Genomic DNA, 24,744 nt, shown 5'->3' on the forward strand with positions numbered 1-24,744 from the left:
AACAGCGCGACGACGAAAAAGACGAGAATCACCACCCAGTTCTGCAGCTGGGTCAGACCGAAGCTGTCCGGCCAGCTTCGGCAAATGTCGAACGCGACGGCGCTCACCAGTGCGGTGATCGACGCTAATCCGAACCCCCAGGCCATTCCGACCAGCAGTACCCCGAGCAGATACACCGTGCCGAAAGCCATGGTCGGAGCCAACTGTTTGAGCAGAACGATCACAACTGTCTCGAGGCCGATCAATGCCGCAGCGGCGATGAAACCTTGCCAGAGCGGCGGAGGGGTCGGCCGCACTAAGAGCCGCATGACCCGCCCGCCCGGACGTCCCGGTTGACCGCCCTCGGCCTGAGCGATCCCATGCTCTGTCACATGATCGGCCTAGCACGCGCGATGGCCCACCGCAATATCGCCGGCGAACCGCCGACAATCCTTCCGGACAGCCGGTAGGCAAAGATTCCGGTTAGCTGCAATCCGATGTTGGTGTCAGCCGCACAGACATAGATTCCGCTGGGCGGAATCATCAAGGCATGACTACTACAGCCCTACGCCCAACCGCTCAGACCAATGGCGGTAGCCGGCGCCGCGCGGACCAGGTGCGCGTCTTCCAGCCGCCACAGCGGCTTGTGCAGAACCTCCAACTGATCCTTGTCGACCTCATCGAGCTTCATTTGCAGGGCAAGCAGGCCCATTGGAATGTCGTCGGTACCAACTTCCGTGACCTACATCTTCAACTCGACGAATTGGTCGACTTCGCCCGCGAGGCCAGCGACACCATCGCCGAGCGGATGCGCGCGCTTGACGCGGTGCCAGACGGCCGGTCGGACACGGTGGTCGCCACCACCAGCCTGCCTCGCTTTCCAGCCAACGAGCAAAGCACCACGGACGTCGTGGGCCGCATCACGACCCGCATTTATGCGACGGTCAACACCATTCGCACGGTGCATGACGCGGTTGATTCCGACGACCCCACCACGGCGGACGTCCTACATACGCAGATCGACGCGCTGGAAAAGCTTGCGTGGCTGATCAAATCGGAGAACCGCAAGGTCTAGCCCGATCCATCCCTCTCGTGCGCGCGTACGTCACAGCTTGTCCGACAACACTTTTGCGAAAGTGTGCGTATCGCCCGGCCAGCGCGCTGACACGTAACCGCCGTCGTCGACGACGAATGCCGGCCGCGAATCGGTTGCAGTGTCGCGCACCATTCCGGAGGTCTTGAGCCGCCAATGCGGCGACCCGCGAGGAACGTCGCAGAAGTCCGTCGGGTTTTTCAGCGCACGGGTGACTTCTGACTGCACCGACATGTACCCGGCGGGCTGCCCAGGCCCCTCGGTGTAGGTGCGGTAGTAGTTGGGATCCCAGAAGCGGGTGATCCGGGAGAGACGCCAGGCGGTGCGCTCCAGCGCCCAGGTCAGCGCCGTGGTCCGCCGTCCGTAGAGCACCGAGTGGCCGGTGGTGGGATCAATGCTGCGGGCAGCGAGCAGAACGCCGTGACAGATCGCGGCCACCTTCACCCCGCGGGCAAAGGCGTCAACGACGAGTCGCTGCAGCGTTGCACTGTCGATGTAAGAGCGCATTCCGCGGGCGCGATGGCCGCCGGGCAGCAGCAACGCGTCGATGCCATCCAGGGTGGCTTCGGCCCAGCTGGATGGATGCTGGTACTCCTGCGAGGCCAGCATGTCCTGATAGGCGCGGCGAGCGTCCTTGTTGGCCCCCAGCATTCGTCCCACGATCGTGATGGCACCCAACACCGGTACCGCAGACCAGAAGTCCAGACCCCGACCCGTGACCATGATGTCGTCGGCCGCCGCAGGTGTGCCGCTTTCGGTGGCGAAGACGACCCGGTGACCGTTCGCCTTCAGCACATGCCAGCTGACCGCGACTTCCGTTGGGTCGAAGTCGCGATCCGGAATCGGGATCAGCACAGTAGCCATCAGTAATGCCTCAGCTTACGGCCTACTCAGAGACGTGCACTCATGCCGGCGCGCTGGATATCCTCCCTCCGACGACCGAGACGACGAATGGGGATGACTCATGAGCATGGCATACCTGGCGCAGCCGGAGCAGCAGCAGCAACTGGAATGGCTCGACGGCGGCACACTGGCAATCTTGCTCGACGGCAAGGCCACCGACGGCCAGTTGATGGTCGGACGCTTCGATGTCAGCGAAGGCGAAGCACCCCCGTACCACAAACACACGCGTGAGGACGAAGTTTTCATGCTGATCAAAGGGACCGCGTTGGTGTGGTACGACGACCGGGAGCTGGAGCTATCGGAAGGCGGTATTGTCTTCTTGCCCAAGAACATTCCGCACGCCTATCGCATCACATCCAAGAAAGCCGATCTGCTCATGATCAACACCCCCGCCGGAATCGAGGGTATGTTCCGCTACGCCGGTCGGGACAGAGCAACTCCGCGCCCAGACGGTTTCGAAATCTCACCCGAACGGATGGCCGAGGGAGCGGACAAGTTCGGACAGATCATTCTTGGCCCTCCGCGCTGAGGAGCACCATTGTCGGAGAAGCTCGTCAGCGCGGCAGGCCCAGCAATCGCTCGGCCGCCACTGTCAGCAGGATCTGCTCGGTGCCGCCGGCGATGGTCAGGCAGCGGGTGTTGAGGAAATCGTGCACGATCTTGTCCTCGACGACGCCCGCCCCTTCGGACAGATCCATCCGGTATTCGGCCAGCGCCTGGCGGTAACGCACCCCAATGAGTTTGCGCACACTGGATTCCGATCCGGGGTCCTGGCCGCCCACCGCGAGCTGGGCGATGCGCTGGTCCAGCAGCGAGCCCACTTGCGCGGTGATGATCAACCGCGCCAGCCGATCCTGTTGCGCGACATCGAGATTGATCTCTGCCGCCGCTGCGAGCAGCTGTTCCATCGGGTTGCCCAGCGCCGTGCCCTGCGCCATCGCGACCCGTTCGTTGGCCAGTGTGGTGCGGGCCAGCCGCCAGCCGTCGTTCACGGTGCCCACGACCATCTCGTCCGAGACGAACACGCCATCCAGAAAGACCTCGTTGAACAACGCGTCGCCGGTGATCTCGCGCAGCGGGCGGATCAAGATGCCGGGCGAAGTCATATCGATCAAAAAGTAAGTGATCCCTTTGTGTTTCGGGGCGTCGGGATCGGTGCGGGCGAGGCAGACACCCCACTGCGCCTTGTGCGCCGAGGACGTCCACACCTTCTGCCCGGTCAGCTCCCAACCCCCGTCGACCCGCACCGCTTTGGTGCGCAGCGACGCCAGATCCGAACCGGCTCCCGGCTCGGAAAACAGTTGGCACCAGAAGATTTCGCCGCGCAGGGTAGTCGGCACGAACCGCTCCACCTGCTCAGGCGTGCCATGTTCGAGAATGGTCGGCGCCGCCCACCAGCCGATCACCAGGTCGGGCCGCGGCACACCGGCCGACGACATCTCCTGGTCGATCAGCAGCTGCTCGGCCGGTCCGGCGCCGCGGCCGTACGGAGCCGGCCAATGCGGCGCCAAAAGCCTCGCTTCGGCCAGCGCCGCCTGACGCTGGTCTGCGGGCAGCGCCGCGACCTCGGCGACCGCTTCGGTGATCTGGGGGCGCAGGTGGGCAACCTCGCTCAGGTCGATGCCCACGCGACGGCGGACACCTGCCTGGGTCAGCTCGACGGTCCGGCGCAGCCAGCGCGCCGATCCGCCGAGGAACTGTCCGATCCCATGGGCCCGACGCAGGTACAGGTGCGCGTCGTGCTCCCAGGTGATGCCGATGCCGCCGAGCACCTGGATGCAGTCCTTGAGGTTGGCCTTCGCGGCGTCGATAGCGGTACCCGCGGCGATGGCCGCGGCGATGGACAACTGGCGATCATCGGCATCGGCCGCCGCGCGGGCGACGTCGGCGGCGGCCACCGCCACCTGCTCGGCACGGCACAGCATCTCGGCGCACAGGTGCTTGACCGCCTGGAAGCTGCCGATCGGCTTGCCGAACTGCTCGCGCACCTTGGCGTAGGCGACGGCGGTATCGAGCGCCCATCGGCTGATGCCGGCCGCTTCGGCGCACAGCACCGCGACCGCCAGGTTCTCCACCCGGCCCGCGGCGGCGTCGAGCACTGTGACCGGCGCCGAGGTCAGCACCACCCGCGCCAGCGGCCGGGAGAAGTCGGTCGCATGCAGCGCCTCGACCGTCACGGTGCCGGCTGCATCGGCGGCGGCTGGATCGATGAGTAGCCATTTTGCGCCGGCCGGCACCACCAGCAGGCCGTCGGCGACGGCACCGAGTACCCAGGGCACGGTGCCCGAGGCCCGCGAAGTGGCGTCATCGAACTCGACGTCACCATCGAGTGCGACCCCGGCCGTGCGTTCGCCCGACGCCAGTGCGGCGCTCAGCTGCGGATCGGCCACTACCAAGCTGGCCAGCGCGGTGGTCGCCACCGGTCCGGGCACCAGGGCTTTGGCGGCCTCCTCGACCATTGCGCACAGGTCCTCGATGCTGCCGCCGGCCCCGCCGCAGTCCTCCGGGACCGCGACACCGAACAATCCCAGGTCGGTCAGGCCGCCGAAAACCGGCCGCCAGGCATTCGGCTCGCCCTGCTCAATATCCCGGACCGCCGCCGTCGCGCCCGATCCGGCCGCCCAATCGCGCACCAGCTCACGCGCCGCGAACTGCTCGGAGGTGCCGGTCTTGCTTGAGGTCGCAGCCACCTGGACTCCTCGGTCGACTAAAAGGCGCTGCCGAGACGCCCCGCGCAGCACTAGAACGTGTTCTAATAGTGCCAGCGATCGACCGTCAAGTCGAATGCCATCGCAGCAGGACATCCCAGTGTCCCGGCGGCACGGAGGTGAGAAATTCGCGCTCGGCATGCGTATCGTTTCGAGCGAGTACGCAAGAAAAGGAGCTCTCCGTCAAATGTCCCCTTCCGTTTCGGGGCCAGCCCACACCGACGCGGGTCAACCCTCCAGCACGTCCAGTGCGCAGCCTCGTGAGGTGATGAGCGTGGCGGTATTGGCCGAGTCCGAGCTCGGGTCTGAGGCGCAGCGCGAGCGTCGTAAACGCATCCTCGACGCGACGATGGCCATCGCTTCCAAAGGGGGCTACGAGGCAGTTCAGATGCGTGCGGTCGCCGATCGCGCGGACGTCGCGGTGGGCACGCTCTACCGGTATTTCCCGTCGAAGGTGCATCTGCTGGTCTCCGCGCTGGGCCGGGAGTTCGAGCGGATCGACGCCAAGACGGACCGATCCACCCTGACCGGCGGCACGCCGTTCCAGCGGCTGAATTTCATGGTCAGCAAACTCAATCGCGCAATGCAACGCAATCCGCTGCTCACCGAGGCCATGACCCGTGCCTACGTGTTCGCCGACGCTTCCGCTGCCGGTGAAGTTGATCACGTCGAGAAGCTGATCGACTCGATGTTCGCGCGCGCGATGAGCGACGGTGAACCGACTGAGGACCAGTACCACATCGCCCGGGTGATCTCCGACGTGTGGCTGTCGAATCTGCTCGCGTGGCTCACCCGCAGGGCATCCGCCACCGACGTGAGCAAGCGGCTCGATCTCGCGGTGCGGCTGCTGATCGGCAATGGGGAGGAACCCCACATCTGACCGCTCTCGGGCCTAACCGGTCAGGCCGGCGGCCCGGCAGTGCGTCCGCGGATCAGCTCGGTGTCGAGCACCTCGACTACTGCATGGATACTGCCTTCGTGCAACAGCTCGCCGGCCCGGCGGCCCTTCTGCAGACTCGGCTGCGCCACCGTGGTCAGGCCGCGGCTGATGGCCTCGGGGATGCCGTCGAAGCCGGTGACGGTCATCTGGCCCGGCGCGTACTTGCCGCGGCCGCGCAGATAATCCATTGCCGACAACGCCAGGACGTCGGCGGTGCACATCACCGCGGTGATCCGCGGATTGGCTTCTAGCGCCACCTTGGCCGCGTCGCCTCCGGATGCCGGGGTGTGCTCGTAGCTTTCCACCACCGTCAGTGAATCCGGGTCGACACCGGCCGCGGCCATCGCGTCACGGACACCGTGGATGCGTTCGCTTTGCACATGAAACGTCGACGAGCGGAGGCGTTCGGAGTCGACCAGGCCGTGCCGATGGTCACGACGCAGCCGCATCGTCAGCAGTCCGATCTCCCGATGGCCCAAACCGAGCAGGTAATCGCCGATCTTGCGCATCGCCCCCCGGTCGTCGATGCCGACGATGGATGCGCCGGGTACTTCTTTGGGCTGGTCAACCACCACCAACGGCAGTCGCCGCTGCAGCACGACCTGCAGGTAGGGATCGTCGCCAGCCGCCGAGTAGACCACGAACCCGTCCACCCCCGCGGCGAGCACCGACGCTGTGCCATCCGCGACACTGCGGCTCGGGCCGACGGCCACCAGCATCAGCCCCTGACCAAGCTCTTCGCACGACTGGGCAAGTCCCGCAACGAAATCCAGCGCCGCCGGATCGCTGAAGGAATATGTGAGCGGTTCGGTGATCATCAGACCCACGGCCCCGGCCCGCCGCGTGCGCAGCGATCGCGCTACCGGATCGGGGCCGGGATAACCGATGCGTTTGGCGGTGGCGAGCACTCGTTCGCGCAACTCGGCCGACAGCTGGTCGGGCCGGTTGTACGCATTCGAGATGGTGGTGCGGGATACCTTGAGCTCAGCCGCCAACGACGCCAGGGTCGCCCGCCGTCGCGGCGTGGGGCTCATGCCGTCTGAGGCTACCGGTAGCGCGTTGCACCACCAATTTCACGGCGGCGGCCCAACAGCGAAGTGGGTTCGCGAACGCGGCCCCGCCCTGTGGTGCTCGAGGCTTGACGGTTGGATTTCTCCGTTCAGAGTTGAGGGTTGGATGGGGTGGACGCCAACGTTGTCCAGGTAGGTGGCGATGGCGGTGAGGTTGGGCGTGGTGACTATCGCTGCGATGTAGCCGTCGGGGCGGATCAGCACCCATTCATCGGGCTGCAGTCCGTAGATCTTTGCCAGGTGCTTCTCGTCGTCAATCAGGTCGCCGCGGTGCCCGGTGGTGTGGATGCGTAGCCCCCGGCGCGGCTCCGGCAGCGACGAGCGGTCAACGTCGTGACCGAGCAGCGTCCAGTGCGTGCCGTGGATCAGATCAAAAAGGCGGCGGGGCAGTCCGCCCGCGCCACGCAGCGGCGCGTCCGGCGCCCTATCACCCGCGTCGACACCGTCGTTTCGAGACTCGCCCGTCATCGTCAGGTCGGACTCCGGGTAACCGAGATCGAGCTGGCGCACCTCGCGATTTCGCTCGGCGGAGCGCCCTTGAAGAAGTCGTTGGGATAGCCCGAGCACGGATTCGGCGATCGGGCGGCGTTCCTGCTGGTAGGTCGACAGCAGTGTCGCTGGCGCTCCGTTGAGAACCGCGGCGATCTTCCAGCCGATGTTGTAGGCATCCTGGACGCTGGTGTTGAGGCCTTGGGCGCCAGTGGGTGGGTGGCAGTGCGCGGCATCGCCGATGAGCAGCACCCGCCCCACCTGATAGCGGTCGGCCAGACCGGTGTGCATCTCGAACACCGAGGCCCATGACACCCCGCGCACGACGATGTCCTCGCGGCCGGTTCGCTCGTGGACCAAATCGGTAAGCCCCGCGGCGGTGAGATCGATATCCACACCAAAAGGGACCAGAGTTAGCAGCTGGAACATGTCAGTCCCACGGAGCGGGCATAACGCGAGTTGCTCGGGCGTGCCCTGGCTCCACCGATGCCAGACATCGGTGGTCACGCCGTCGACGAAGAGATCGGCGACAAGGGCGCGCACGTTGAACGATTCGCCGGGGAATTCGACGCCCAGCGCCTTGCGCACGAAGCTCGAACCGCCATCTGCACCAGCGAGATACCGTGCGCGCACGACATGTTCGCCCTCCGGTGTCTGCACAGATGCCGTCACACGGTGCTCGTCTTGTTCGAGACCCACGAGTTCGTGGCTGAACTGAGGCGCATGGCCCAGCTCGACGAGTCGATCACGAAGGCAGCATTCAGTCAGGAACTGCGGAACCATCCGAGTGATTTGGTAGGGCTCGGCCGGGGTGGGAATCGGTATCTCCCCTGCCGGCTTATCCACCGGCCCGTCTGCGGTGTAGAAGCGCTGAAACGGATACTCGCCGCCAACGGCGACCAGGCGATCCAGCACGCCGAGATCTTCGAAAATCTCCTGGCTGCGCGGCTGGATCCCCTTGCCGCGTGATCCCACGAATGGGTCCGCAGCCTTATCGACCAGCACGAAGTCAATGTTTCGACGCGCCAATTCGACAGCCAGCGTCAGCCCGGCCGGGCCGGCACCGCAGATGAGCACATCGGCGTTCGTGGCAGATGTCATCAGTGTTCCTTTCCGATAGCGGGGTGACTCGTTAAGAGCAACATCAAAAGCCAACGAGCCGACAGCAGAACGAGTCCACGCATGAGGGGCGAACAACGTGACCTATTGCGGCACTGGACGCCTCGGTGTTGGTGCTGCGGTTAAGGCAAAAAAACGACGCGGCTGTTCGACTCGAGCGGTTGTGTCCATGCGGTCGTGACTTCGCTGAGCGGGACGCGGTCAGTGGCGATATCGAACGCCCCTGCCGTGACGGCGTGGGCGATCTTCGGGGCTTCTTCGTGGAAACCGCGTCCGGATACTGAGCCGATTCCGCTGCCGACGATCTGCAGTCGGGTTGATCGTAGTGCAGCGGAAAGGATCTCGGCGCCGGGTCCGGCCATGGCACCGATTTCGATCCAGGTTAGCTCTTTGCCCCGGTCACTGCGGTGGGTTAGGAGGTCGACCATCCCTTTTTCGGTGGGTTTTCCCCAGACATAGTCGATCACGACGTCGACATCGCTGGCCTGGTCGAGCTGATCGAGGGTGAGCACACGGTCGGCGCCCACTGCCGTTAGTTCGTTAAGCCGGTCAGGGTTGCGGCCGGCTGCGATAACTTCTTTGGCGCCAAAGCGTTTGGCAACCTGTATCGCCGTACGCCCGGCACTGCCGGTTGCGCCTAGGATCAGCACGCGCGATCCTGGCTTGAAGTCCACGCGGTGTCGTAGTGCGACCCAGGAGGACATCACGGGGTTCATCGCAGCTGCCACCGCTACTGGGTCGGTCTCTTTGGGCAGCGGTATGCAGCGGTTTTTTTCGATGATCGTGCGTTGAGCCATGGTGCCCAACGTCGTGTCGTCCACAAGGGCGTAATACAGAGAGCCGTTCACATCCTGGACCACCGCATCGATGCCGGGCACTAGCGGAAGCTCGCCGGTACTGGTGTAGTGCGACCCATTCGCCTGGGAGCGCACGCGTGGATGCAACGCCGCCGCAACGACTTCGACGACCAGCTCATCGCTTCCTGTGGCTACCGGGTCGGGGAAGTCTTCATAGTGCGGTGGCTCGCCGAACACACTGACAACTGCAGCTTTCATCATGGCCTCTCTTCTTGGTCTTGCCCGAGGGTTGATCGATGGCCGTCGAGTTGATGATCGGCAACGCGGGTGACCGCCAGGCTCATATAGATGGTACTACCAATTACTATAGTTCGCAATACGATCTAACTATGCTATCGTTCAAAGGTGATTCCAGACCGCGATCCGGCCGCAGATCACCTCACTGATCTGCAAGATGCGTTGGTACAGATCTCTTTTACGCTAATGGCGGTGCTCACCGAGGTGGCCGCCGACCACGACTTGTCGCTCACGCAACTGCGGGTTTTAGGCATCCTGCGTGATCGTGACCCGACGATGGCCGACTTGGCTACCTTCACCGGCCTGGAGCGCTCTACCGTCAGCGGACTCATCGACCGCGCAGCGCAGCGCGGGCTGGTCACAAAGACCGCCGACCCGCACGATGGCCGCTCGGTGCGGGTAAGTCTCACCCGGTCAGCCCGCCGCCTGGCAGCCCAGATCGCGGCGGCGGTCGGTGACCAGATTAAACCGTTGATCGCTCAGTTGAGCACCAGCGAACAGAAGCGCCTCACGGCACTGCTGACCAAAGCGCTCGGCTTGTGACCACCCGACTGGATATCAGCTCACGCTCCAGGGCGCGCACCAGCGCGGCCGGGGGCAAGCCGACCGTCGCGGTCAAGACGGTCCCACGTTCCGATGCGGAAACGTGATCTGGCGCAACGACTCTGTCGTCGTATCACCGAGTGCTTTCCTCAGGAGTGCGGTCAGCCGTTTTTGCTCGCTGGCATTCAACTGCCCGGTCATTGGTGCGATCCGCTTGTTGATCGCCGTGGTGATCCCAGACTCGAGCCGACGGGCTTTCGTGGTGGGGCGCACCCGCACAGCGCGGCCGTCGCGGTCATCAGCGGTCTTGACGACCAGCCCACGCTGGCATGCCCGCTCGATGAGACCACTCACCGTCGAGCGGTCCAGTCCAGTGAACACAGCGAGGTCGGCCATCGTCGGCTCACGATCACGCAGGATGCCTAAAACCCGCAGTTGGGTCAGCGACAGGTCATGCTCAGCGGCCACTTCGGTGAGTGCAGCCATCAATACAAAAGACGTAATTACCAGTGCATCTTTCAGATCATCATGATGGCTCCGGTCGGGGCTGTGCGGGATGTTCATGGCTCAAGAGTACGCGATTTATATGGTATCGCCAGCTATAATAAATGGTAGTACCATATAAATCGCGGTCAGGGACTGGCCGCAGTCGCCGTGCACAACCCGCGGGGACCTCGACGACGTACACATCGGATTGCGTGAGTCGGCGCCCGATGGCTACATTTTGTTGGAAACCGTTTTCATTAGTTTTTGGCTGGTCAGAACGGCCGGGGAAGGAAACCCAACGGTGCGGAAGGCGGCAGCCCGCGTGGCGATCAATTTGTCCGCCATCATCATCGGCCTCGGCTGCACGCTCGTGCTGACCGGCTGCGGCAGCGGTGCTTCATCCCATCCACGGGCCGCCACCGTCGTGGCATCCACCGATGTCTGGGGCAGCGTTGCTCGCACCGTCGCGGGGGGACATGTCAGCGTCAAGTCGATCCTGAACAGCGCCGACGTCGATCCGCATACCTATGAGGTCACCGCCGACGAGGCCGCCGCCATCGCCGACGCCGCGCTAGTGGTCTACAACGGCGGCGGCTACGACCCATGGGTCGACGACGTGCTGGCCGGTCACCCGGGGATCGCTTCGGTCGATGCCTATTCATCGATCAAGTTCCCCGGCCACAAACGCGCACCCGACGAGCACGTCTTCTACGACGTGGACGTCGCCAAGGCGGTCGCGGCCGAGATTGCGGACCGGCTGGCGACCATCGATCCCGCCCATGCCAACGAATATCGTTTCAACGCTTCGGAATTCGGGCGCGACACGGACTCGATCACCCGGTCCGAACATGCCATCGCCGCAGCGCATCCGCGGGCCGGGGTGATCGCGACCGAAACGGTGGCCTACTACTTGCTGACGGCGTCCGGCCTGGTCAACCGAACGCCCGCGACGTTCACCACGGCGACCGAGAACGGCGACGATCCATCGCCGGCTGACATGGCCGCAGTCCTCGACATGATCAACGACCGGCAAGTCGCCGCGTTACTGATCAACCCGCAGACCGCGACCGCGGCCACCCGCGACCTGCAGGTAGCGGCCCGGCAGGCCGGCGTGCCAGTAACCGACGTGACCGAGACCTTGCCCGCCGGCGCCGACTACCTGACCTGGCAGCGCGCTACCGTCGATCACCTGGCCGCGGCCCTGCAGACAGCTGTTCGATGACGGCTGCGTCGCTGCTCGGCGCCCGGCTGGCGTTCGGCAACCGGGTGCTATGGGACGGGTTGGACTTGACCGTTTCGCCAGGGGAATTCATAGTCGTGCTCGGCCCCAATGGCAGCGGCAAGACGTCATTGCTGCGGGTGCTGCTCGGACAGCTTCGGTTGACCGCCGGCACCGCACGGCTGGGTGATCAGCGAGTGTCCCCGGGCGACAAGCGAATCGGTTACATACCGCAACACCGTCCGATGGACCGGGGCGCGGCCATGCGCGGACGAGACCTGGTACGGCTGGGCGTCGACGGCCACCGCTGGGGCGCAATGCCGTTGCGGGCAGCCGGCCGCGCGCGCCGCCGCAACGCTGTCCAGCAGGCGCTGCAACAGGTCAACGGCGAACACCTCGCGGACGCCTCGGTCGGGCAGATGTCCGGAGGCGAATTGCAGCGGGTCCGCGTCGCCCAGGCGCTGGCCAGCGACCCGCGGCTGCTGCTGTGCGATGAGCCGTTGCTGACGCTGGACCCGGCCAACGCCAGGCTGGTGGCCACGGTGATCGATCGGCGCCGCCGGAAAGCGGACACCGCAGTCATCCTCGTCACGCACGACTTCAACGCGGTGTTGCCGTTTGTGGACCGAGTGCTCTACCTGGTCGACGGCCGGTTCCTGATCGGCTCCGTCGAGGAGGTGATGACCACCGAGACGCTGTCGGCTCTCTATCGCGCCGACATCGAGGTGGTCAAGGTCAAGGGCCGCTACCTGGTGGTCGGCGATGCGCATGGAGACGCAGAATGAACGACCGGCTCACCGACCTGTTATCGCATTTGTTCGCCTTCGATATCACCGCCCATCTGCTGCGCCACGACTTCGTCCAGCAGGCACTGGTGGCAGGGGCGCTGCTGGGGCTGGTTGCCGGATTGGTCGGGCCGTTCATCGTGATGCGTCAGATGTCGTTCGCCGTGCACGGTTCGAGCGAATTATCGTTAACGGGCGCTGCTTTCGCGCTCTTGGTCGGATACCAAGTCGGAGCGGGCGCGCTGGTCGGCAGCGCGCTGGCCGCGGCGCTGTTCGGAGTTCTCGGTCAACGTGCGCGGGAGCGGGACTCGGCGATCGGGGTGGTACTGGCGTTCGGGCTGGGCCTGGCGGTGCTGTTCATCCACCTCTATCCGGGGCACACCGGGACCAGCTTCGCGCTGCTGACCGGGCAGATCGTAGGGGTGGGATACACGGGGTTGCTGACGTTGGCCGTGATCAGCGTCGTGGTGGTCGTCATTCTGGTGGTCTGCTATCGCCCGCTGTTGTTCGCCACCGTCGATCCGGAGGTCGCCGCAGCGCGTGGCGTGCCGGTACGTGCGCTGGGCATCGTGTTCGCGGCGCTGGTCGGCGTCGTGGCAGCCGAGGGAGTGCAAATCGTCGGCGCGCTCCTGGTGGTATCGCTGTTGATCACGCCGGCGGCAGCGGCCGCACGAGCTTTCAGGTCGCCGGCCGCCACGATCGCCGCGGCGGTGCTCTTCGCCGAAATCTCGGCGGTCGGCGGCATCGTGCTGTCGTTGGCGCCCGGCGTGCCGGTGTCGGTGTTCGTCGCCACCATTTCGTTCCTGATCTACCTGGCCTGCTGGCTGCTCGGGCGGCGCCGACAAGTACCGGTCCGCGCTTGACGCCTCATGCCTGCGCAGTGGGCCGCACCACGACCTCGCCGATATCGACGTCAGCCGGCTGGTCGATAGCGAAGGCGATCGCCCGGGCCACCGCGTTGGGCGGCATCGCGATATCGTCGCGGCGCCGCTCGAGCGCCGCCCGGGCCGCTTCGTCCCTTATCGACTCGGCGAAGTTGGTCAGCGTCATGCCGGGGGAGACGATCGTGACCCGCAGGTTCTCGCCGGCCTCCTGACGCAGGCCCTCAGAAATCGCGCGAACCGCCATCTTGGTGCCCGCGTACACCGACTGCCCAGGAGTGACCCGAAAAGCTGCCGTGGAGGCGATATTGACGAAATGTCCAAAGCCTTGGCGGCGGAAAACCGGAAGCGCGGCCGCGATTCCGAATAGCACACCTTTGAGATTGACATCGACCATCGCTTCCCAGTCGTCGACGCGAAGCTCGTCGAACTGCGAGACCGGCATGATGCCGGCATTGCTGACAAGGACGTCGAGTTGGCCGTACGTTTCCGTGGCCAGCGCAACAAACTCCGTCAGGTCCTCGCGACGGCTGACGTCGGTCACCCTGGCAATTGCATCGCCGCCGGTGGCCGAGAGCCGCGCGGCCACCGCATCCAGGCCGTCGGGGTTGCGCGCACCCAGCACCAGCTTGGCCCCGCGCTGCGCAAGCAGCAGCGCTGTTGCCTCGCCAATCCCACTGCTGGCACCGGTTACCGCGACTACCTTGCCATCAATCGTCACGGCCCAGAAGCTACGCGCGAAGACCGGTCTTAAGCTAGCGGTCGTGGCCTCTATCGACCTCAACGCCGACTTGGGTGAGGGCTTCGGTGTCTGGCAGCTCGGTGATGACGACGCCATGCTCGGCATTGTCACCAGCGCCAACGTGGCCTGCGGCTTCCACGCGGGCGACCCGGCCGGCTTGTTACGGGTGTGCCGGCTGGCCACCGAGCGCGGCGTACGCGTCGGCGCACAGGTCAGCTACCGCGACCTGGCCGGGTTCGGCAGGCGTTTCATCGACGTCACGCCGGACGATCTGCTCGCCGACGTCGTGTATCAGATCGGGGCGTTGCACGGACTCGCCCGGGCGGCCGGCTCGACGGTGTCCTACGTGAAACCCCATGGCGCGCTGTACAACACGATCGTGACCAACCGTGAGCAGGCCGCCGCCGTCGCGCAGGCGGTGCGGATGGTCGATGCAGGCCTGCCGGTGCTGGGATTGGCGGGTTCGGTGTTTTTCGAGGAGGCCCAGCAGCGTGGCCTGCGCATTGTGTCGGAGGTATTCGCCGACCGTGCCTACCGGCCGGACGGCCAGTTGGTGTCGCGGCGGGAACCTGGCGCGGTGCTCGACGATCCGGTCGCGATCGCCGAACGGGTGGTGACCATGGTGACCGCCGGACACGTCACCGCGGTCGACGGGTCAGCGGTCGACGTCCACGTGGAATCGGTTTGCGTGCATGGTGATTCACCTGGCGCTGTGCAGATCGCGGTGGCGGTGCGGGACCGGCTGAAGGCTGACGGGATCGACCTGAAGGCGTTTAGCTGATGCGGCTGCGGCCTGGGCGCCCGGACTCCGCGCGCCGCGAGGACGCGTGGGCCTGAATTTGACGCTAGTTCTGAGTCTTCTGTCGCTGGCGGTGGTCCTCGCGTTCGCGGTTGCCCGTCCACGGGGGTGGCCCGAGGCGTTCGCGGCCGTACCGGCCGTCGTCCTGTTGATCGCCGTCGGCGCGATCTCGATGCAGGACGCGGCCGCCGAGGCGGGACGGCTGTCGCGGGTCGTCGCTTTCCTGGGTGCGGTGCTGGTGCTGGCCAAAATGTGCGACGACGAAGGCCTGTTCGAAGCGGCCGGGGCGGCAATGGCGCGCGGCCGCTCCGGGTCACTGCGCCTACTGCGGCAAGTCTTCGTGATCGCCGCGACCATCACCGCGGCGCTGAGCCTGGACGCCACCGTGGTGCTGCTGACGCCGGTGGTGCTGACCACGGTCCGGCGGCTGCGGGCACCGGTGCGTCCGCACGCCTACGCGACCGCACACCTGGCCAACGCCGCCTCGCTACTGCTTCCGGTGTCGAACCTGACCAACCTGCTCGCATTCCACGCCGCCAATGTGTCTTTCACCAAGTTCACCCTGGCGATGGCGCTGCCCTGGCTGGCCGCGGTGGTCAGCGTCTACCTCGTTTTCCGGGTGTTCTTCCGGCGCGATCTCAGCGTGCAACCCGATCACCAGGAGACCGAACCGGCGCCGCCGACACCGGTATTCGCGTTGGTGGTGGTGGCGCTGACGCTGGCCGGGTTCGTCATCGCCGAAGCGGCGGGAGTGGCGCCGGCCTGGGCTGCGCTCGCCGGGGCGGCGGTGATGGCGGTGCGAAGCCTGGCCCGACGCCACACCACGGCCAGTGCGATCGTGCGCGCGGTAAACGTGCCGTTTCTGGTATTCGTACTGGCGCTGGGCGTCGTCGTGCAGGCGGTCATGCAAAACGGTGTGTCCTCGCGGATGGGCGCGCTGCTGCCGTCCGGGTCCGGGCTACTCGCGCTGTTGGGATTCGCAGCGGTGGCCGCGGTGCTGGCCAACGTCGTCAACAACCTGCCCGCGACCCTGGTGTTGGTACCGCTGGTGGCGCCAAGCGGGCCGGCAGCTGTGCTGGCCGTGCTGATCGGCGTGAACATCGGACCGAACCTAACCTATGTGGGATCATTGTCAAACTTGTTGTGGCGCAGTGTGCTACGCCGTTATCACGTTTCGGCCAGCGTAGGCGAGTACACCACGCTCGGGCTGTGCACGGTGCCCACCGCATTGGTGGCGGCGGTGCTGGCGCTATGGGCCGGTGTGCGGGTGCTGGGCCTCTAGCGGTGATACGCCGGTGGCAATGGCATACCGAATTCGGCAGCGCCATCGCGCGGGCAATTCGACTAGCGCCTGCGCTGACGCGCGATTTCGGCCAGTACCACCCCGGCGGCAACGGAGGCATTCAACGACTCGGCGGGGCCGGCCATCGGGATCGACACCACCGCGTCGCAGTTCTGCCGGACCAGCCGCGACAAGCCCTTGCCTTCCGATCCGACGACCACCACCAACGGACCGGCGGCGTCCAAATCGTCGAGGGCGGTGTCGCCCTTAGCGTCGAGCCCGACGAGCTGTAGACCGCGATCGGCCCAATCCTTCAGTGTCCGATTGAGGTTGGTGGCGCGCGCGATGGGAACCCGCGCCGCCGCGCCGGCGCTGGTCCGCCAGGCCACCGCTGTCACCGAGGCGGACCGCCGCTGCGGGATCAACACTCCGTGACCGGCGAACGCCGCGACCGAACGGACAATCGCGCCCAGGTTTCGTGGGTCGGAGATGTTGTCCAATGCGACCAGTAGTGGCGGCGGGGTCTCCAGGGCCGTCTCGAGCAACTCGTCGGGATGGAGATACTCGTACGGCGGCACCTGCAAGGCGATCCCCTGATGCAGGCCGTTGGTGGTCATCCGGTCCAGGTCGTTGCGTGGCACTTCCAGGATCGCGATACCGGAATCTGCTGCCAGCGTGACAGATTCGGTGAGCCGCTCGTCGGACTGGGCTCCGAGCGCAACGTAGAGCGCGGTCGCCGGCACACCGGCGCGCAGGCATTCCACGACCGGGTTTCGCCCCAGTACCATTTCCACTTCGTCGTCGCTGCGTTTGGCGGGCCGGCGCGGCTGCGCCTTGAGCCGTTTGGCGGCTGGATGGTAAGGCCGCATATGCGCGGGCGGAGTGGCGCCACGGCCTTCCAGCCCGCGGCGTCGTTGACCGCCGGAGCCAACGGTCGGCCCTTTCTTGGTGCCGGCTTTGCGTACCGCCCCGCGGCGCCGCGAATTACCGGCCATCGGTTTGGGTTCCCAGCGACCACTGTGGACCGTCGGGGGTGTCGGTGACCTCGATACCGGCGTCCTTGAGCCGATCCCGGATCTCGTCGGCCAGCTTCCAGTCGCGCTCCTCGCGAGCCTGCTCGCGCCGCTGAACCTCCGAACGCACCAACACGTCGACCGCCGCCAGCGCGGCCGACGTCTCGTCATGCGACTCCCAGCGCTCGTCGAGCGGATCGCAGCCGAGAATGCCCATCATCGCGCGGATCGCCCCGGCGTTGGCCAACGCGCTGTCGTGGTCGCCGGCGTCAAGCGCCCGGTTGCCCTCCGCGCGGGCACGGTGCACCTCGGCCAGCGCGACCGGCACCGCGAGGTCGTCATCGAGTGCTGCGGCAAACCGCGGCGTCCACTCTCCGATATCCACAACGCCGACCCGGTTGCGCACCCGGTGCAGGAAGTCCTCAACCCCGTCATAGGCGTTGACCGCGTCCTGCAAAGCGGCCTCGGAGAACTCCAGCATCGAGCGATAATGCGCACTGCCCAGGTAGTAGCGCAGCTCGGCGGGCCGGACTCGCTGCAACATGGCGGGAATCGACAACACGTTGCCCAATGACTTGCTCATCTTCTCGCCACCCATGGTGACCCAGCCGTTGTGCAGCCAGTATCGAGCAAACCCGTCGCCGGCAGCGCGGCTTTGGGCGATCTCGTTCTCGTGATGCGGGAAAACCAAATCCATTCCACCGCAATGGATATCGAATTCCGGTCCCAGATATGTGCGGGCCATCGCCGAGCATTCCAGGTGCCAACCAGGACGTCCGCGCCCCCACGGCGTGGGCCACGACGGCTCGTCGGGTTTCGCGCCTTTCCACAGCGTGAAATCGCGCTGGTCACGCTTGCCGGTCGCGACTCCCTCGCCTTGATGGACATCGTCGATCCTGTGGCCGGACAGCAGTCCGTATTCGGGGTAGCTCAGCACGTTGAAATAGACGTCGCCTCCGCCGATGTAGGCATGGCCGGTGTCGATCAGGCGCTCGATCAGCTCCACCATCTGAGTGATGTGGCCAGTGGCCCGCGGCTCCGCCGAAGGCGGCAGGACACCGAGGGCGTCGTAGGCGGTGGTGAACGCCCGCTCGTAGGTGGCCGCCCATTCCCACCACGGCCGGCCCGCCGCGGCGGCCTTGTTGAGGATCTTGTCCTCGATATCGGTGACGTTGCGGATGAATGCGACGTCGCAACCGTGCGCCATCAGCCAGCGGCGCAGGATGTCGAAGGCCACACCGCTGCGCACGTGGCCGATATGCGGCAGACCTTGCACGGTGGCGCCACAGAGGTAGATGGAGACGTGCCCGGGGCGCAGCGGAACGAAATCACGCACGGCACCGGTTGCCGTGTCGTGTAGCCGCAGGTGGGCGCGATCGATCACGACGTGCCAGCTTACCGGGCCATAGCTTTGCCGATTACCAGCGCGGCGCCGCGAAGTCGTTTCCAACACAAAGCTCAGCGGATACGGCATGCGGTCGCACGAGCAAGACAAACGATCACCGGGAGCCGAAGAGAGCGTGGCCGTCGCCGCGGCTAGCCGGCGGTGCCTTCGACCGCGACCAGCAAAGCCGTCGCGATCGCGGCCCTGCCCTCACCGCGCCCGGTCAGCCCCAGCCCGTCGGTGGTGGTGGCCGCCACCGAAACCGGGGCATTCAGCAGGTCCGACAACAGCCGTTGCGCCTCGGCGCGGCGCGGCCCGATCCTGGGCCGGTTGCCGATGACCTGCACCGCCGCGTTGCCGACCCGGAAGCCGTGCCGGGCGACCAGGTCGACGACGTGGCGCAGCATGTCGACCCCGCTGCCACCGGCCCATCGCGGGTCGTCGACGCCGAACACATCGCCGATATCCCCCAGTCCAGCCGCCGAGAGCAGCGCGTCGCACAACGCGTGGACGGCCACGTCGCCGTCGGAATGTCCGGCGCAACCGTCGACGTCGGGGAACAGCAGACCCAGCACCCAGCACGGCCTACCGGCCTCTATCGCGTGCACGTCGGTGCCCAGACCTATCCGAAGATTCACTGCTTCACAATCGCTTCGGCCAGCAATATGTCCAACCGGGTGGTGATCTTGAAGGCCAGCGGGTCGCCCTCGACCACCTGCACTTGACCGCCGATGTGCTCGACCAGGGACGCGTCGTCGGTGAAATCCACGACTGCGGCCTGCTGATATGCACGCAGTAGCAGCTCGGTGGTGAAGCCCTGGGGCGTTTGTACGGCTCGCAGGCCGGCCCGCTCCGGCGTTCCCAACACCACCCCGTTGGCATCGACCGCCTTGATGGTGTCGGAAAGCGCGAGCGCGGGCACCACGGCCGAATGCCCGGCCCGCAGCGCCTCAACCACGCGCACTACCAGCCCCGGTGGGGTCAGTGCCCGCGCCGCGTCGTGGACCAGCACAAAGTTGGGTTCTTCCGCATCGGCGAACGCCGCCAACGCCCGGCTCACCGATTCGCCGCGATTCGCCCCGCCGGCGACGACGGTCGCCTCGCGGCCGAGAATCAATTTGGCCTGGTCGGTGCGGTCAGCGGGTACCGCCACCACGACGTGGTCGACGACACCGGACTCCAGCAGGCCGCTGACTGCGCGTTCAACCAGGGTCCGGCCATCCAGGTGAAAGAACGCCTTGGGCACACCGGCGGCCAGCCGTTCGCCCGACCCAGCGGCCGGGACCACCGCGACCGTGCTCGTCACTCTGGCCCCTGCGGGTCAGGAATTCAGGACGCGGCGGCCAGAACCTCGTCGAGGATGGTCTCCGCCTTGGCGTCGTCGGTGCTCTCGGCGAGTGCCAGCTCGCCTACCAGGATCTGACGGGCCTTGGCCAGCATGCGCTTCTCGCCGGCGGACAGGCCGCGTTCCTGGTCGCGACGCCACAGATCGCGGACGACCTCGGCGACCTTATTGACGTCACCGGAGGCCAGCTTTTCCAGGTTGGCCTTGTAGCGGCGGGACCAGTTGGTCGGTTCTTCGGTGTGCGGTGCGCGAAGCACCTGGAACACCTTGTCGAGACCCTCCTGACCGACCACATCGCGGACGCCGACGTACTCGGCATTATCAGCGGGTACTCGAACTGTCAGGTCTCCCTGCGCCACTTTCAAGACGAGATATTCCTTTTGTTCCCCTTTAATGGTTCGGGTTTCTATCGCCTCGATCAACGCAGCACCGTGGTGTGGATAGACAACGGTGTCTCCGACCTTGAAGATCATCAGATTCGAGCCCCTTTCGTTACTCCATGTTAGCACGCGGCTCCGAGACGTGCGGAACAACGGTGCAGGTCAGGGGCACCGCACGTGAACGGAGGGGGTTGACAGACCAGGAAATTCATGCAATGCACCGACCTATCGGGAACCCCGATGGGCGCCTCCCGGAGTACTCCAGGTTTGCGCTATTCGGCACGGTCAAGATCATACCTGCGCTGCGCTGATCCGCCTGCTGCGCCCCTCTAATACCCCGCTGTCCCGCTCCTGAGCCCTCAGCTACCGCCCACGTCGGCGACCTACTACTGTGCATAGTCGAACGGACGTGCCGTGAGTAGGCCCAGCAGGAGGCTCTGAGTGAATCGCTTCGACTACCGCGCCTCGAAACCCCGCTCGAACCGCCGCTCAAGCAGGATCGCCGCCCTCTCCGCGGGTGGCCTGATCGGCGCCGCCGCGCTTGCCGGCTGCAGCGCCGGTCAGCTCGCGCAGACCGCCAGCCAGGAGTCCGCAGTCGACGGCAACCACGCGGAGATCAACAACGTCGCGCTGCGCAATGTGCGCATTCAAGCGCAGCAGAACACCGACTTCTTGCCCCCGGGCGCAACGGTGGACCTGGTGCTGGTTGTCGTCAACCAGTCGCCGGATGTCACCGACAAGCTGGTCGGCATCTCCACCGATATCGGCAAGGTGACCGTGACCGGCGACCCCACATTGCCTGCCGGCGGGACGCTTTTCGTCGGTACTCCCACTGGCCAGAACCGCAAGGCCGTGGACGCCGTCGAGGCCGACCACGCGGTGAAGGCGACGGTGACGCTGGACAAGCCGATCACCAACGGCCCGAATTACAACTTCACCTTCGATTTCGAGAAGGCCGGAAGCGTCAGCCTGGCGGTGCCGATTTCGGCGCCCGAAGGCCCCCCGCTGTCGGCCGAACACCCGTAAATCTGTCGGACCCGGCGAATACCGTCAGCGCGTGGCCAAGGCGCGTTCGCAGTACCGCTGTTCGCAATGCCGCCATGTCACCGCAAAGTGGGTCGGACGCTGCCTGGAGTGCGGCACGTGGGGCTCGGTCGATGAAGTGGCGGTGCTGAGCGCCGTCCGAAGCGCCACCCGCCACTCGATAGCCCCGTCCTCCGCTGCGGTTCCGATCAGTTCCATCGAGCCGCGCGGCACCCGCCATTGTCCTACCGGTATCGACGAACTCGACCGTGTGCTGGGTGGCGGCGTGGTACCGGGCTCGGTCACCCTGCTCGCGGGCGACCCGGGCGTCGGAAAGTCGACGCTGCTGCTCAAGGTGGCTCATCAGTGGGCGACGTCCGGACGGCGTGCGCTGTATGTCTCCGGCGAGGAGTCCCGCGGTCAGATCCGCATGCGCGCCGACCGGACCGGCTGCAGCCATCACGAGCTATACCTGGCGGCCGAGTCCGACCTGCAGGCGGTGCTCAGCCACATCGACGTGGTGCAGCCCACACTCGTCGTCGTCGACTCCGTGCAGACCATGTCCAGCAGTGACGCCGACGGCGTCACCGGTGGTGTCACCCAGGTGCGCGCGGTGACCACGGCGCTGACCTCCGCAGCGAAAACCACCGGTGTGCCGCTGATTCTCGTGGGCCATGTCACCAAGGACGGCGCCATCGCCGGCCCCCGGTCGCTTGAACACCTGGTCGACGTCGTGCTGCATTTCGAGGGCGACCGCAACTCGCTGCTGCGCATGGTCCGCGGCGTCAAGAATCGATTCGGTGCAGCCGATGAAGTGGGCTGTTTTCTATTGCAGGACAATGGGATTGAGGGCATCGCTGACCCATCCGGGCTCTTCCTGGATCAGCGGCCGCAGCCCGTCGCGGGTACCGCGATCACGGTGACGCTCGACGGCAAGCGTCCGCTGATCGGCGAAGTCCAGGCGTTGCTGGCGACACCCTCGGGCAGCTCACCGCGACGCGCCGTCAGCGGTATCGACCATGCCCGGGCGGCGATGATCGCCGCGGTGCTGGAAAAACACGCGCGCTTCAAGATCGCCGTCAACGACGTCTACCTGTCCACGGTGGGCGGTATGCGGCTGACCGAACCGTCATCGGACCTGGCGGTCGCGATCGCGCTGGCTTCGGCGTACGTGAACCTGCCGCTGCCGGCAACAGCGGTGATGATCGGCGAGGTCGGTTTGGCGGGCGATCTGCGGCGGGTCAGCGGCATGGAACGCCGGCTGGCCGAAGCCGCCCGGCAAGGGTTCACGACCGCGTTGATCCCGCCGGGCTGCGATGCGGTGCCGACGGGCTTGCAGGCGCTGGAAGCAGCCACCATCGTCGCGGCTCTCGAGCACATGCTCGATATCGCCGAACATCGCGCCAGCGCACCGGCACCACCACATCGACTGGATGTAGCGCACAATGACTGGCAATGACTGTTGGCAAGGCAACGACAAACGGCTCCGGGCCGTCGCCGCGTCCCACCCTGCGTGAGGCCGTCGCACAGCTGGCGCCGGGAACCGCGCTGCGCGACGGCCTGGAACGCATCCTGCGCGGCCGAACCGGTGCCCTGATAGTCCTCGGTTACGACGACAGCGTGGAGGCGATCTGCGACGGCGGCTTCTCACTCGACGTGCGCTATGCGCCGACCAGGTTGCGGGAGTTGTGCAAGATGGACGGTGCGGTGGTGCTGTCCACCGACGGCAGCCGGATACTGCGGGCCAACGTGCAGCTGGTGCCTGACCCGTCGATACCCACCGACGAGTCCGGGACCCGGCACCGCTCGGCGGAGCGGGCCGCCATCCAGACCGGCTACTCGGTGATCTCGGTCAGCCATTCGATGAGCATCGTGACCGTCTACCTCGGCGGCGAACGCCATGTGCTGGCCGATTCGGCGACTATCTTGTCGAGAGCCAACCAGGCCCTCGCCACGCTGGAACGGTATAAGACCCGGCTCGACGAGGTCAGCGCACAACTGTCCCGCGCCGAGATCGAGGACTTCGTCACGCTGCGCGATGTGATGACGGTCGTGCAGCGACTCGAGCTGGTCCGCCGGATCGGTCTGGTGATCGACTACGACACCGTCGAGCTGGGCACCGATGGACGTCAGCTGCGGCTTCAGCTGGAGGAACTGCTCGGCGGCAACGACATCGCGCGGGAGTTGATCGTGCGCGACTACCACGCCAACCCCGAGCCGCTGTCCAAGCAGGAGGTCGGAGCAATCCTCGACGAGCTGGATGACCTGTCCGACACCGAGTTAATCGACTTCACCGCGCTGGCAAAGGTTTTCGGATATCCGCCGACGGATGAGGCCCAGGACTCGGCGATGAACTCACGCGGCTATCGGGCGATGGCCGGCATCCCGCGGCTGCAGTTCGCCCACGCCGACCGGCTGGTCCGGGAGTTTGGGTCGCTGCAGGGTCTGCTGGCGGCCAGTGCCAGCGATCTGGAAGCGGTCGAGGGGATCGGCGCGATCTGGGCGCGACAGGTACGCGAGGGGCTGTCGCATCTGGCCGAGTCGACGATCGCCGATCCGCTCGGCTGAGGCCCGGCGACGATGCAGTGGGGGCACCTCCCGCTTGCGGGGGAGAGCCGGATGAAGCGTTAGTGGCCGGGGCCGGGCGGTGGGCCAGGCGGTGGCCCGACCGGAGCCGGGCCGGGCATGCCGGGTGCCGGCGGAGGCGGCGCGGCGCCCGGTGGCGGCGGCGGCGCCAAGATGAACGGGACCGCGGCCGAGCGCAGGTTTCCCAGCTGCACGACGAGGTTGTAGGTACCGGGTCCGATCGGCTGCCGCGGCAGCGGACAGTGCGGGGCCGACCCCATGCCGGTCCAGGTCACGGCGGTGGTCACCTGCTCCCCCGGCGCAAAGGTCTTGACCAGTGTCTCGTTGGAAGGTGCACAGTCCAGGTTGGACCACAACCGCTTGTTGTCCAGCGAATAAACGTAGGCCGCCAGCACGGCCGCGCCCACGTCACGCTTGCAGGCCACTAGCCCGATGTTGGTCACGACCATGGTGAACTTCGGCTGGTCACCGATCACGTACTGGGGTGCGTTGGTCAGGCCCAGGACGGCCAGCGTGGAGTCGGGGCAGTCATCGCCCTCCTTGAGCACCGGTGGCGGCTGTACGGCTGCCGTCGGTGTCTCGCCCGGCTGGTCCGGATTCTGTCCCGCCGGCGGCACGACCGGGGTCTTGACCTCCTCCGGGGCCGCTCCGGGAACGGCGCCGGGTTTCTGCCCGGCTTGAGCGGCAGGCTTGCCGCCGGTGGTGTTGGCGCCGGCACTGCTGCTCAGAACAGCGACGATAATCGCGATGACAATGCCAACCACGACGACCGCAATGCCCAACGCCAATCCCCGGCGTCGCCAGTAGATCTCCGGCGGTAGCGGGCCCCGCGGTTCTAGATCCAGCACATTCACACCGTAAGCCCAGGTCAGTTCGACAGG

Annotated in this window: 26 protein-coding genes; 12 read left to right on the top strand and 14 right to left on the bottom strand. The window is 66.1% G+C overall.

The window, feature by feature from the left end; genetic code table 11:
• Positions 1–371, bottom strand: a 371-nt coding sequence (locus VNW74_RS20920; RefSeq protein WP_325680312.1) for a DUF4118 domain-containing protein, incomplete at its 3' end; no start/stop codon positions are given.
• Between the two features lie 158 nt (positions 372–529).
• Between VNW74_RS20920 and VNW74_RS20925 the strand changes: the two genes are divergently transcribed.
• A complete protein-coding gene (locus VNW74_RS20925; RefSeq protein ID WP_325680313.1) occupies positions 530–1,054 on the top strand; it encodes a DNA starvation/stationary phase protection protein in 525 nt (174 codons plus the stop codon).
• A gap of 30 nt (positions 1,055–1,084) precedes the next feature.
• Here VNW74_RS20925 and VNW74_RS20930 read toward each other — a convergent pair whose 3' ends face one another.
• Positions 1,085–1,936 carry a type 1 glutamine amidotransferase domain-containing protein gene (locus tag VNW74_RS20930; protein WP_325680314.1) on the bottom strand — a complete coding sequence of 284 codons (852 nt, stop codon included), beginning with the start codon at positions 1,934–1,936 and terminating at the stop codon, positions 1,085–1,087.
• A 100-nt stretch (positions 1,937–2,036) separates the two neighbouring features.
• Here VNW74_RS20930 and VNW74_RS20935 point away from each other — a divergent pair, with 100 nt between their 5' ends.
• The gene (locus VNW74_RS20935) at positions 2,037–2,504 is read left to right on the top strand and encodes a cupin domain-containing protein (protein ID WP_325680316.1); all 468 of its coding nucleotides are present in this window, start codon (positions 2,037–2,039) and stop codon (positions 2,502–2,504) included.
• Between the two features lie 25 nt (positions 2,505–2,529).
• On the opposite strand, the gene VNW74_RS20940 is transcribed toward VNW74_RS20935, so the two are convergent.
• Positions 2,530–4,665, bottom strand: a complete 2,136-nt coding sequence (locus VNW74_RS20940; RefSeq protein ID WP_325680318.1) for an acyl-CoA dehydrogenase — start codon at positions 4,663–4,665, stop codon at positions 2,530–2,532.
• A 292-nt stretch (positions 4,666–4,957) separates the two neighbouring features.
• Between VNW74_RS20940 and kstR the strand changes: the two genes are divergently transcribed.
• On the top strand, positions 4,958–5,563 hold the full coding sequence (gene kstR / locus VNW74_RS20945) for a cholesterol catabolism transcriptional regulator KstR (protein ID WP_325680369.1): 606 nt from the start codon (positions 4,958–4,960) through the stop codon (positions 5,561–5,563).
• Positions 5,564–5,583: 20 nt separating this feature from the next.
• Here kstR and VNW74_RS20950 read toward each other — a convergent pair whose 3' ends face one another.
• The 3 genes from VNW74_RS20950 to VNW74_RS20960 all read right to left on the bottom strand — a co-directional run bounded on the left by VNW74_RS20950 (position 5,584) and on the right by VNW74_RS20960 (position 9,179).
• Positions 5,584–6,657, bottom strand: a complete 1,074-nt coding sequence (locus VNW74_RS20950) for a substrate-binding domain-containing protein (protein WP_325680320.1) — start codon at positions 6,655–6,657, stop codon at positions 5,584–5,586.
• Positions 6,658–6,696: 39 nt separating this feature from the next.
• Positions 6,697–8,283, bottom strand: a complete 1,587-nt coding sequence (locus VNW74_RS20955) for an FAD-dependent oxidoreductase (protein WP_325680322.1) — start codon at positions 8,281–8,283, stop codon at positions 6,697–6,699.
• Between the two features lie 140 nt (positions 8,284–8,423).
• Positions 8,424–9,179: a zinc-binding alcohol dehydrogenase family protein gene (locus tag VNW74_RS20960; RefSeq protein ID WP_325680324.1), complete on the bottom strand. Its 756-nt coding sequence runs from the start codon at positions 9,177–9,179 to the stop codon at positions 8,424–8,426.
• Positions 9,180–9,503: 324 nt separating this feature from the next.
• On the opposite strand from VNW74_RS20960, the gene VNW74_RS20965 reads away from it, so the two are divergent.
• Positions 9,504–9,938, top strand: a complete 435-nt coding sequence (locus VNW74_RS20965; protein WP_325680326.1) for a MarR family transcriptional regulator — start codon at positions 9,504–9,506, stop codon at positions 9,936–9,938.
• A 72-nt stretch (positions 9,939–10,010) separates the two neighbouring features.
• Here VNW74_RS20965 and VNW74_RS20970 read toward each other — a convergent pair whose 3' ends face one another.
• Positions 10,011–10,502: a MarR family winged helix-turn-helix transcriptional regulator gene (locus VNW74_RS20970; RefSeq protein WP_325680328.1), complete on the bottom strand. Its 492-nt coding sequence runs from the start codon at positions 10,500–10,502 to the stop codon at positions 10,011–10,013.
• Between the two features lie 223 nt (positions 10,503–10,725).
• Between VNW74_RS20970 and VNW74_RS20975 the strand changes: the two genes are divergently transcribed.
• The 3 genes from VNW74_RS20975 to VNW74_RS20985 are packed head-to-tail and all read left to right on the top strand — an operon-like array spanning position 10,726 to position 13,291.
• On the top strand, positions 10,726–11,646 hold the full coding sequence (locus tag VNW74_RS20975; protein WP_414686737.1) for a metal ABC transporter solute-binding protein, Zn/Mn family: 921 nt from the start codon (positions 10,726–10,728) through the stop codon (positions 11,644–11,646).
• On the top strand, positions 11,643–12,428 hold the full coding sequence (locus VNW74_RS20980; protein ID WP_325680330.1) for a metal ABC transporter ATP-binding protein: 786 nt from the start codon (positions 11,643–11,645) through the stop codon (positions 12,426–12,428). Before VNW74_RS20975 ends, VNW74_RS20980 begins: the two co-directional genes overlap by 4 nt.
• Complete coding sequence (locus VNW74_RS20985; protein WP_325680332.1) at positions 12,425–13,291, top strand: metal ABC transporter permease; 867 nt, start codon at positions 12,425–12,427, stop codon at positions 13,289–13,291. Before VNW74_RS20980 ends, VNW74_RS20985 begins: the two co-directional genes overlap by 4 nt.
• A 4-nt stretch (positions 13,292–13,295) precedes the next feature.
• Here VNW74_RS20985 and VNW74_RS20990 read toward each other — a convergent pair whose 3' ends face one another.
• Positions 13,296–14,030, bottom strand: coding sequence for an SDR family oxidoreductase (locus VNW74_RS20990; protein ID WP_325680334.1), 735 nt, complete (start codon positions 14,028–14,030; stop codon positions 13,296–13,298).
• A 43-nt stretch (positions 14,031–14,073) separates the two neighbouring features.
• Between VNW74_RS20990 and VNW74_RS20995 the strand changes: the two genes are divergently transcribed.
• Together VNW74_RS20995 and VNW74_RS21000 are read left to right on the top strand one after the other, a co-directional pair.
• A complete protein-coding gene (locus VNW74_RS20995) occupies positions 14,074–14,832 on the top strand; it encodes a 5-oxoprolinase subunit PxpA (RefSeq protein ID WP_325680336.1) in 759 nt (252 codons plus the stop codon).
• A gap of 58 nt (positions 14,833–14,890) precedes the next feature.
• On the top strand, positions 14,891–16,132 hold the full coding sequence (locus VNW74_RS21000) for an SLC13 family permease (RefSeq protein ID WP_325680373.1): 1,242 nt from the start codon (positions 14,891–14,893) through the stop codon (positions 16,130–16,132).
• A 62-nt stretch (positions 16,133–16,194) separates the two neighbouring features.
• Here the strand turns inward: VNW74_RS21000 and rlmB are convergent, their stop codons facing one another.
• The 5 genes from rlmB to carD all read right to left on the bottom strand — a co-directional run bounded on the left by rlmB (position 16,195) and on the right by carD (position 20,347).
• The gene (gene rlmB / locus VNW74_RS21005) at positions 16,195–17,127 is read right to left on the bottom strand and encodes a 23S rRNA (guanosine(2251)-2'-O)-methyltransferase RlmB (RefSeq protein WP_325680338.1); all 933 of its coding nucleotides are present in this window, start codon (positions 17,125–17,127) and stop codon (positions 16,195–16,197) included.
• Positions 17,117–18,529 carry a cysteine--tRNA ligase gene (cysS, locus tag VNW74_RS21010; RefSeq protein ID WP_325680339.1) on the bottom strand — a complete coding sequence of 471 codons (1,413 nt, stop codon included), beginning with the start codon at positions 18,527–18,529 and terminating at the stop codon, positions 17,117–17,119. The genes rlmB and cysS overlap by 11 nt, the downstream gene beginning before the upstream one ends.
• A gap of 152 nt (positions 18,530–18,681) precedes the next feature.
• Positions 18,682–19,167, bottom strand: a complete 486-nt coding sequence (gene ispF, locus VNW74_RS21015) for a 2-C-methyl-D-erythritol 2,4-cyclodiphosphate synthase (RefSeq protein ID WP_325680341.1) — start codon at positions 19,165–19,167, stop codon at positions 18,682–18,684.
• Positions 19,164–19,835 carry a 2-C-methyl-D-erythritol 4-phosphate cytidylyltransferase gene (ispD, locus tag VNW74_RS21020; protein ID WP_325680343.1) on the bottom strand — a complete coding sequence of 224 codons (672 nt, stop codon included), beginning with the start codon at positions 19,833–19,835 and terminating at the stop codon, positions 19,164–19,166. Before ispD ends, ispF begins: the two co-directional genes overlap by 4 nt.
• A 23-nt stretch (positions 19,836–19,858) precedes the next feature.
• A complete protein-coding gene (gene carD, locus VNW74_RS21025; protein WP_065015102.1) occupies positions 19,859–20,347 on the bottom strand; it encodes an RNA polymerase-binding transcription factor CarD in 489 nt (162 codons plus the stop codon).
• Positions 20,348–20,752: 405 nt separating this feature from the next.
• On the opposite strand from carD, the gene VNW74_RS21030 reads away from it, so the two are divergent.
• From VNW74_RS21030 to disA, 3 genes are read left to right on the top strand one after another with little or no spacing between them, the layout of a single operon-like run.
• Positions 20,753–21,280 carry a hypothetical protein gene (locus VNW74_RS21030; protein ID WP_325680375.1) on the top strand — a complete coding sequence of 176 codons (528 nt, stop codon included), beginning with the start codon at positions 20,753–20,755 and terminating at the stop codon, positions 21,278–21,280.
• 31 nt (positions 21,281–21,311) lie between these two features.
• The gene (gene radA / locus VNW74_RS21035) at positions 21,312–22,736 is read left to right on the top strand and encodes a DNA repair protein RadA (RefSeq protein ID WP_325680347.1); all 1,425 of its coding nucleotides are present in this window, start codon (positions 21,312–21,314) and stop codon (positions 22,734–22,736) included.
• Positions 22,733–23,845 carry a DNA integrity scanning diadenylate cyclase DisA gene (gene disA, locus VNW74_RS21040; protein WP_325680349.1) on the top strand — a complete coding sequence of 371 codons (1,113 nt, stop codon included), beginning with the start codon at positions 22,733–22,735 and terminating at the stop codon, positions 23,843–23,845. Before radA ends, disA begins: the two co-directional genes overlap by 4 nt.
• Before the next feature lie 59 nt (positions 23,846–23,904).
• Here disA and VNW74_RS21045 read toward each other — a convergent pair whose 3' ends face one another.
• Positions 23,905–24,711: a hypothetical protein gene (locus VNW74_RS21045; RefSeq protein WP_325680351.1), complete on the bottom strand. Its 807-nt coding sequence runs from the start codon at positions 24,709–24,711 to the stop codon at positions 23,905–23,907.
• Between the last annotated feature and the right edge of the window lie 33 nt (positions 24,712–24,744).

It is taken from the genome of Mycobacterium sp. (assembly GCF_035570115.1).
Lineage (GTDB): Bacteria > Actinomycetota > Actinomycetes > Mycobacteriales > Mycobacteriaceae > Mycobacterium.

Coding starts and splice junctions, on each gene's coding strand:
- VNW74_RS20925 (WP_325680313.1), top strand. CDS start 530: ATGACTACTACAGCCCTACGCCCAACCGCTCAGACCAATGGCGGTAGC.
- VNW74_RS20930 (WP_325680314.1), bottom strand. CDS start 1,936: ATGGCTACTGTGCTGATCCCGATTCCGGATCGCGACTTCGACCCAACG.
- VNW74_RS20935 (WP_325680316.1), top strand. CDS start 2,037: ATGAGCATGGCATACCTGGCGCAGCCGGAGCAGCAGCAGCAACTGGAA.
- VNW74_RS20950 (WP_325680320.1), bottom strand. CDS start 6,657: ATGAGCCCCACGCCGCGACGGCGGGCGACCCTGGCGTCGTTGGCGGCT.
- VNW74_RS20955 (WP_325680322.1), bottom strand. CDS start 8,283: ATGACATCTGCCACGAACGCCGATGTGCTCATCTGCGGTGCCGGCCCG.
- VNW74_RS20970 (WP_325680328.1), bottom strand. CDS start 10,502: ATGAACATCCCGCACAGCCCCGACCGGAGCCATCATGATGATCTGAAA.
- VNW74_RS20980 (WP_325680330.1), top strand. CDS start 11,643: ATGACGGCTGCGTCGCTGCTCGGCGCCCGGCTGGCGTTCGGCAACCGG.
- VNW74_RS20985 (WP_325680332.1), top strand. CDS start 12,425: ATGAACGACCGGCTCACCGACCTGTTATCGCATTTGTTCGCCTTCGAT.
- rlmB (WP_325680338.1), bottom strand. CDS start 17,127: ATGGCCGGTAATTCGCGGCGCCGCGGGGCGGTACGCAAAGCCGGCACC.
- carD (WP_065015102.1), bottom strand. CDS start 20,347: ATGATCTTCAAGGTCGGAGACACCGTTGTCTATCCACACCACGGTGCT.
- disA (WP_325680349.1), top strand. CDS start 22,733: ATGACTGTTGGCAAGGCAACGACAAACGGCTCCGGGCCGTCGCCGCGT.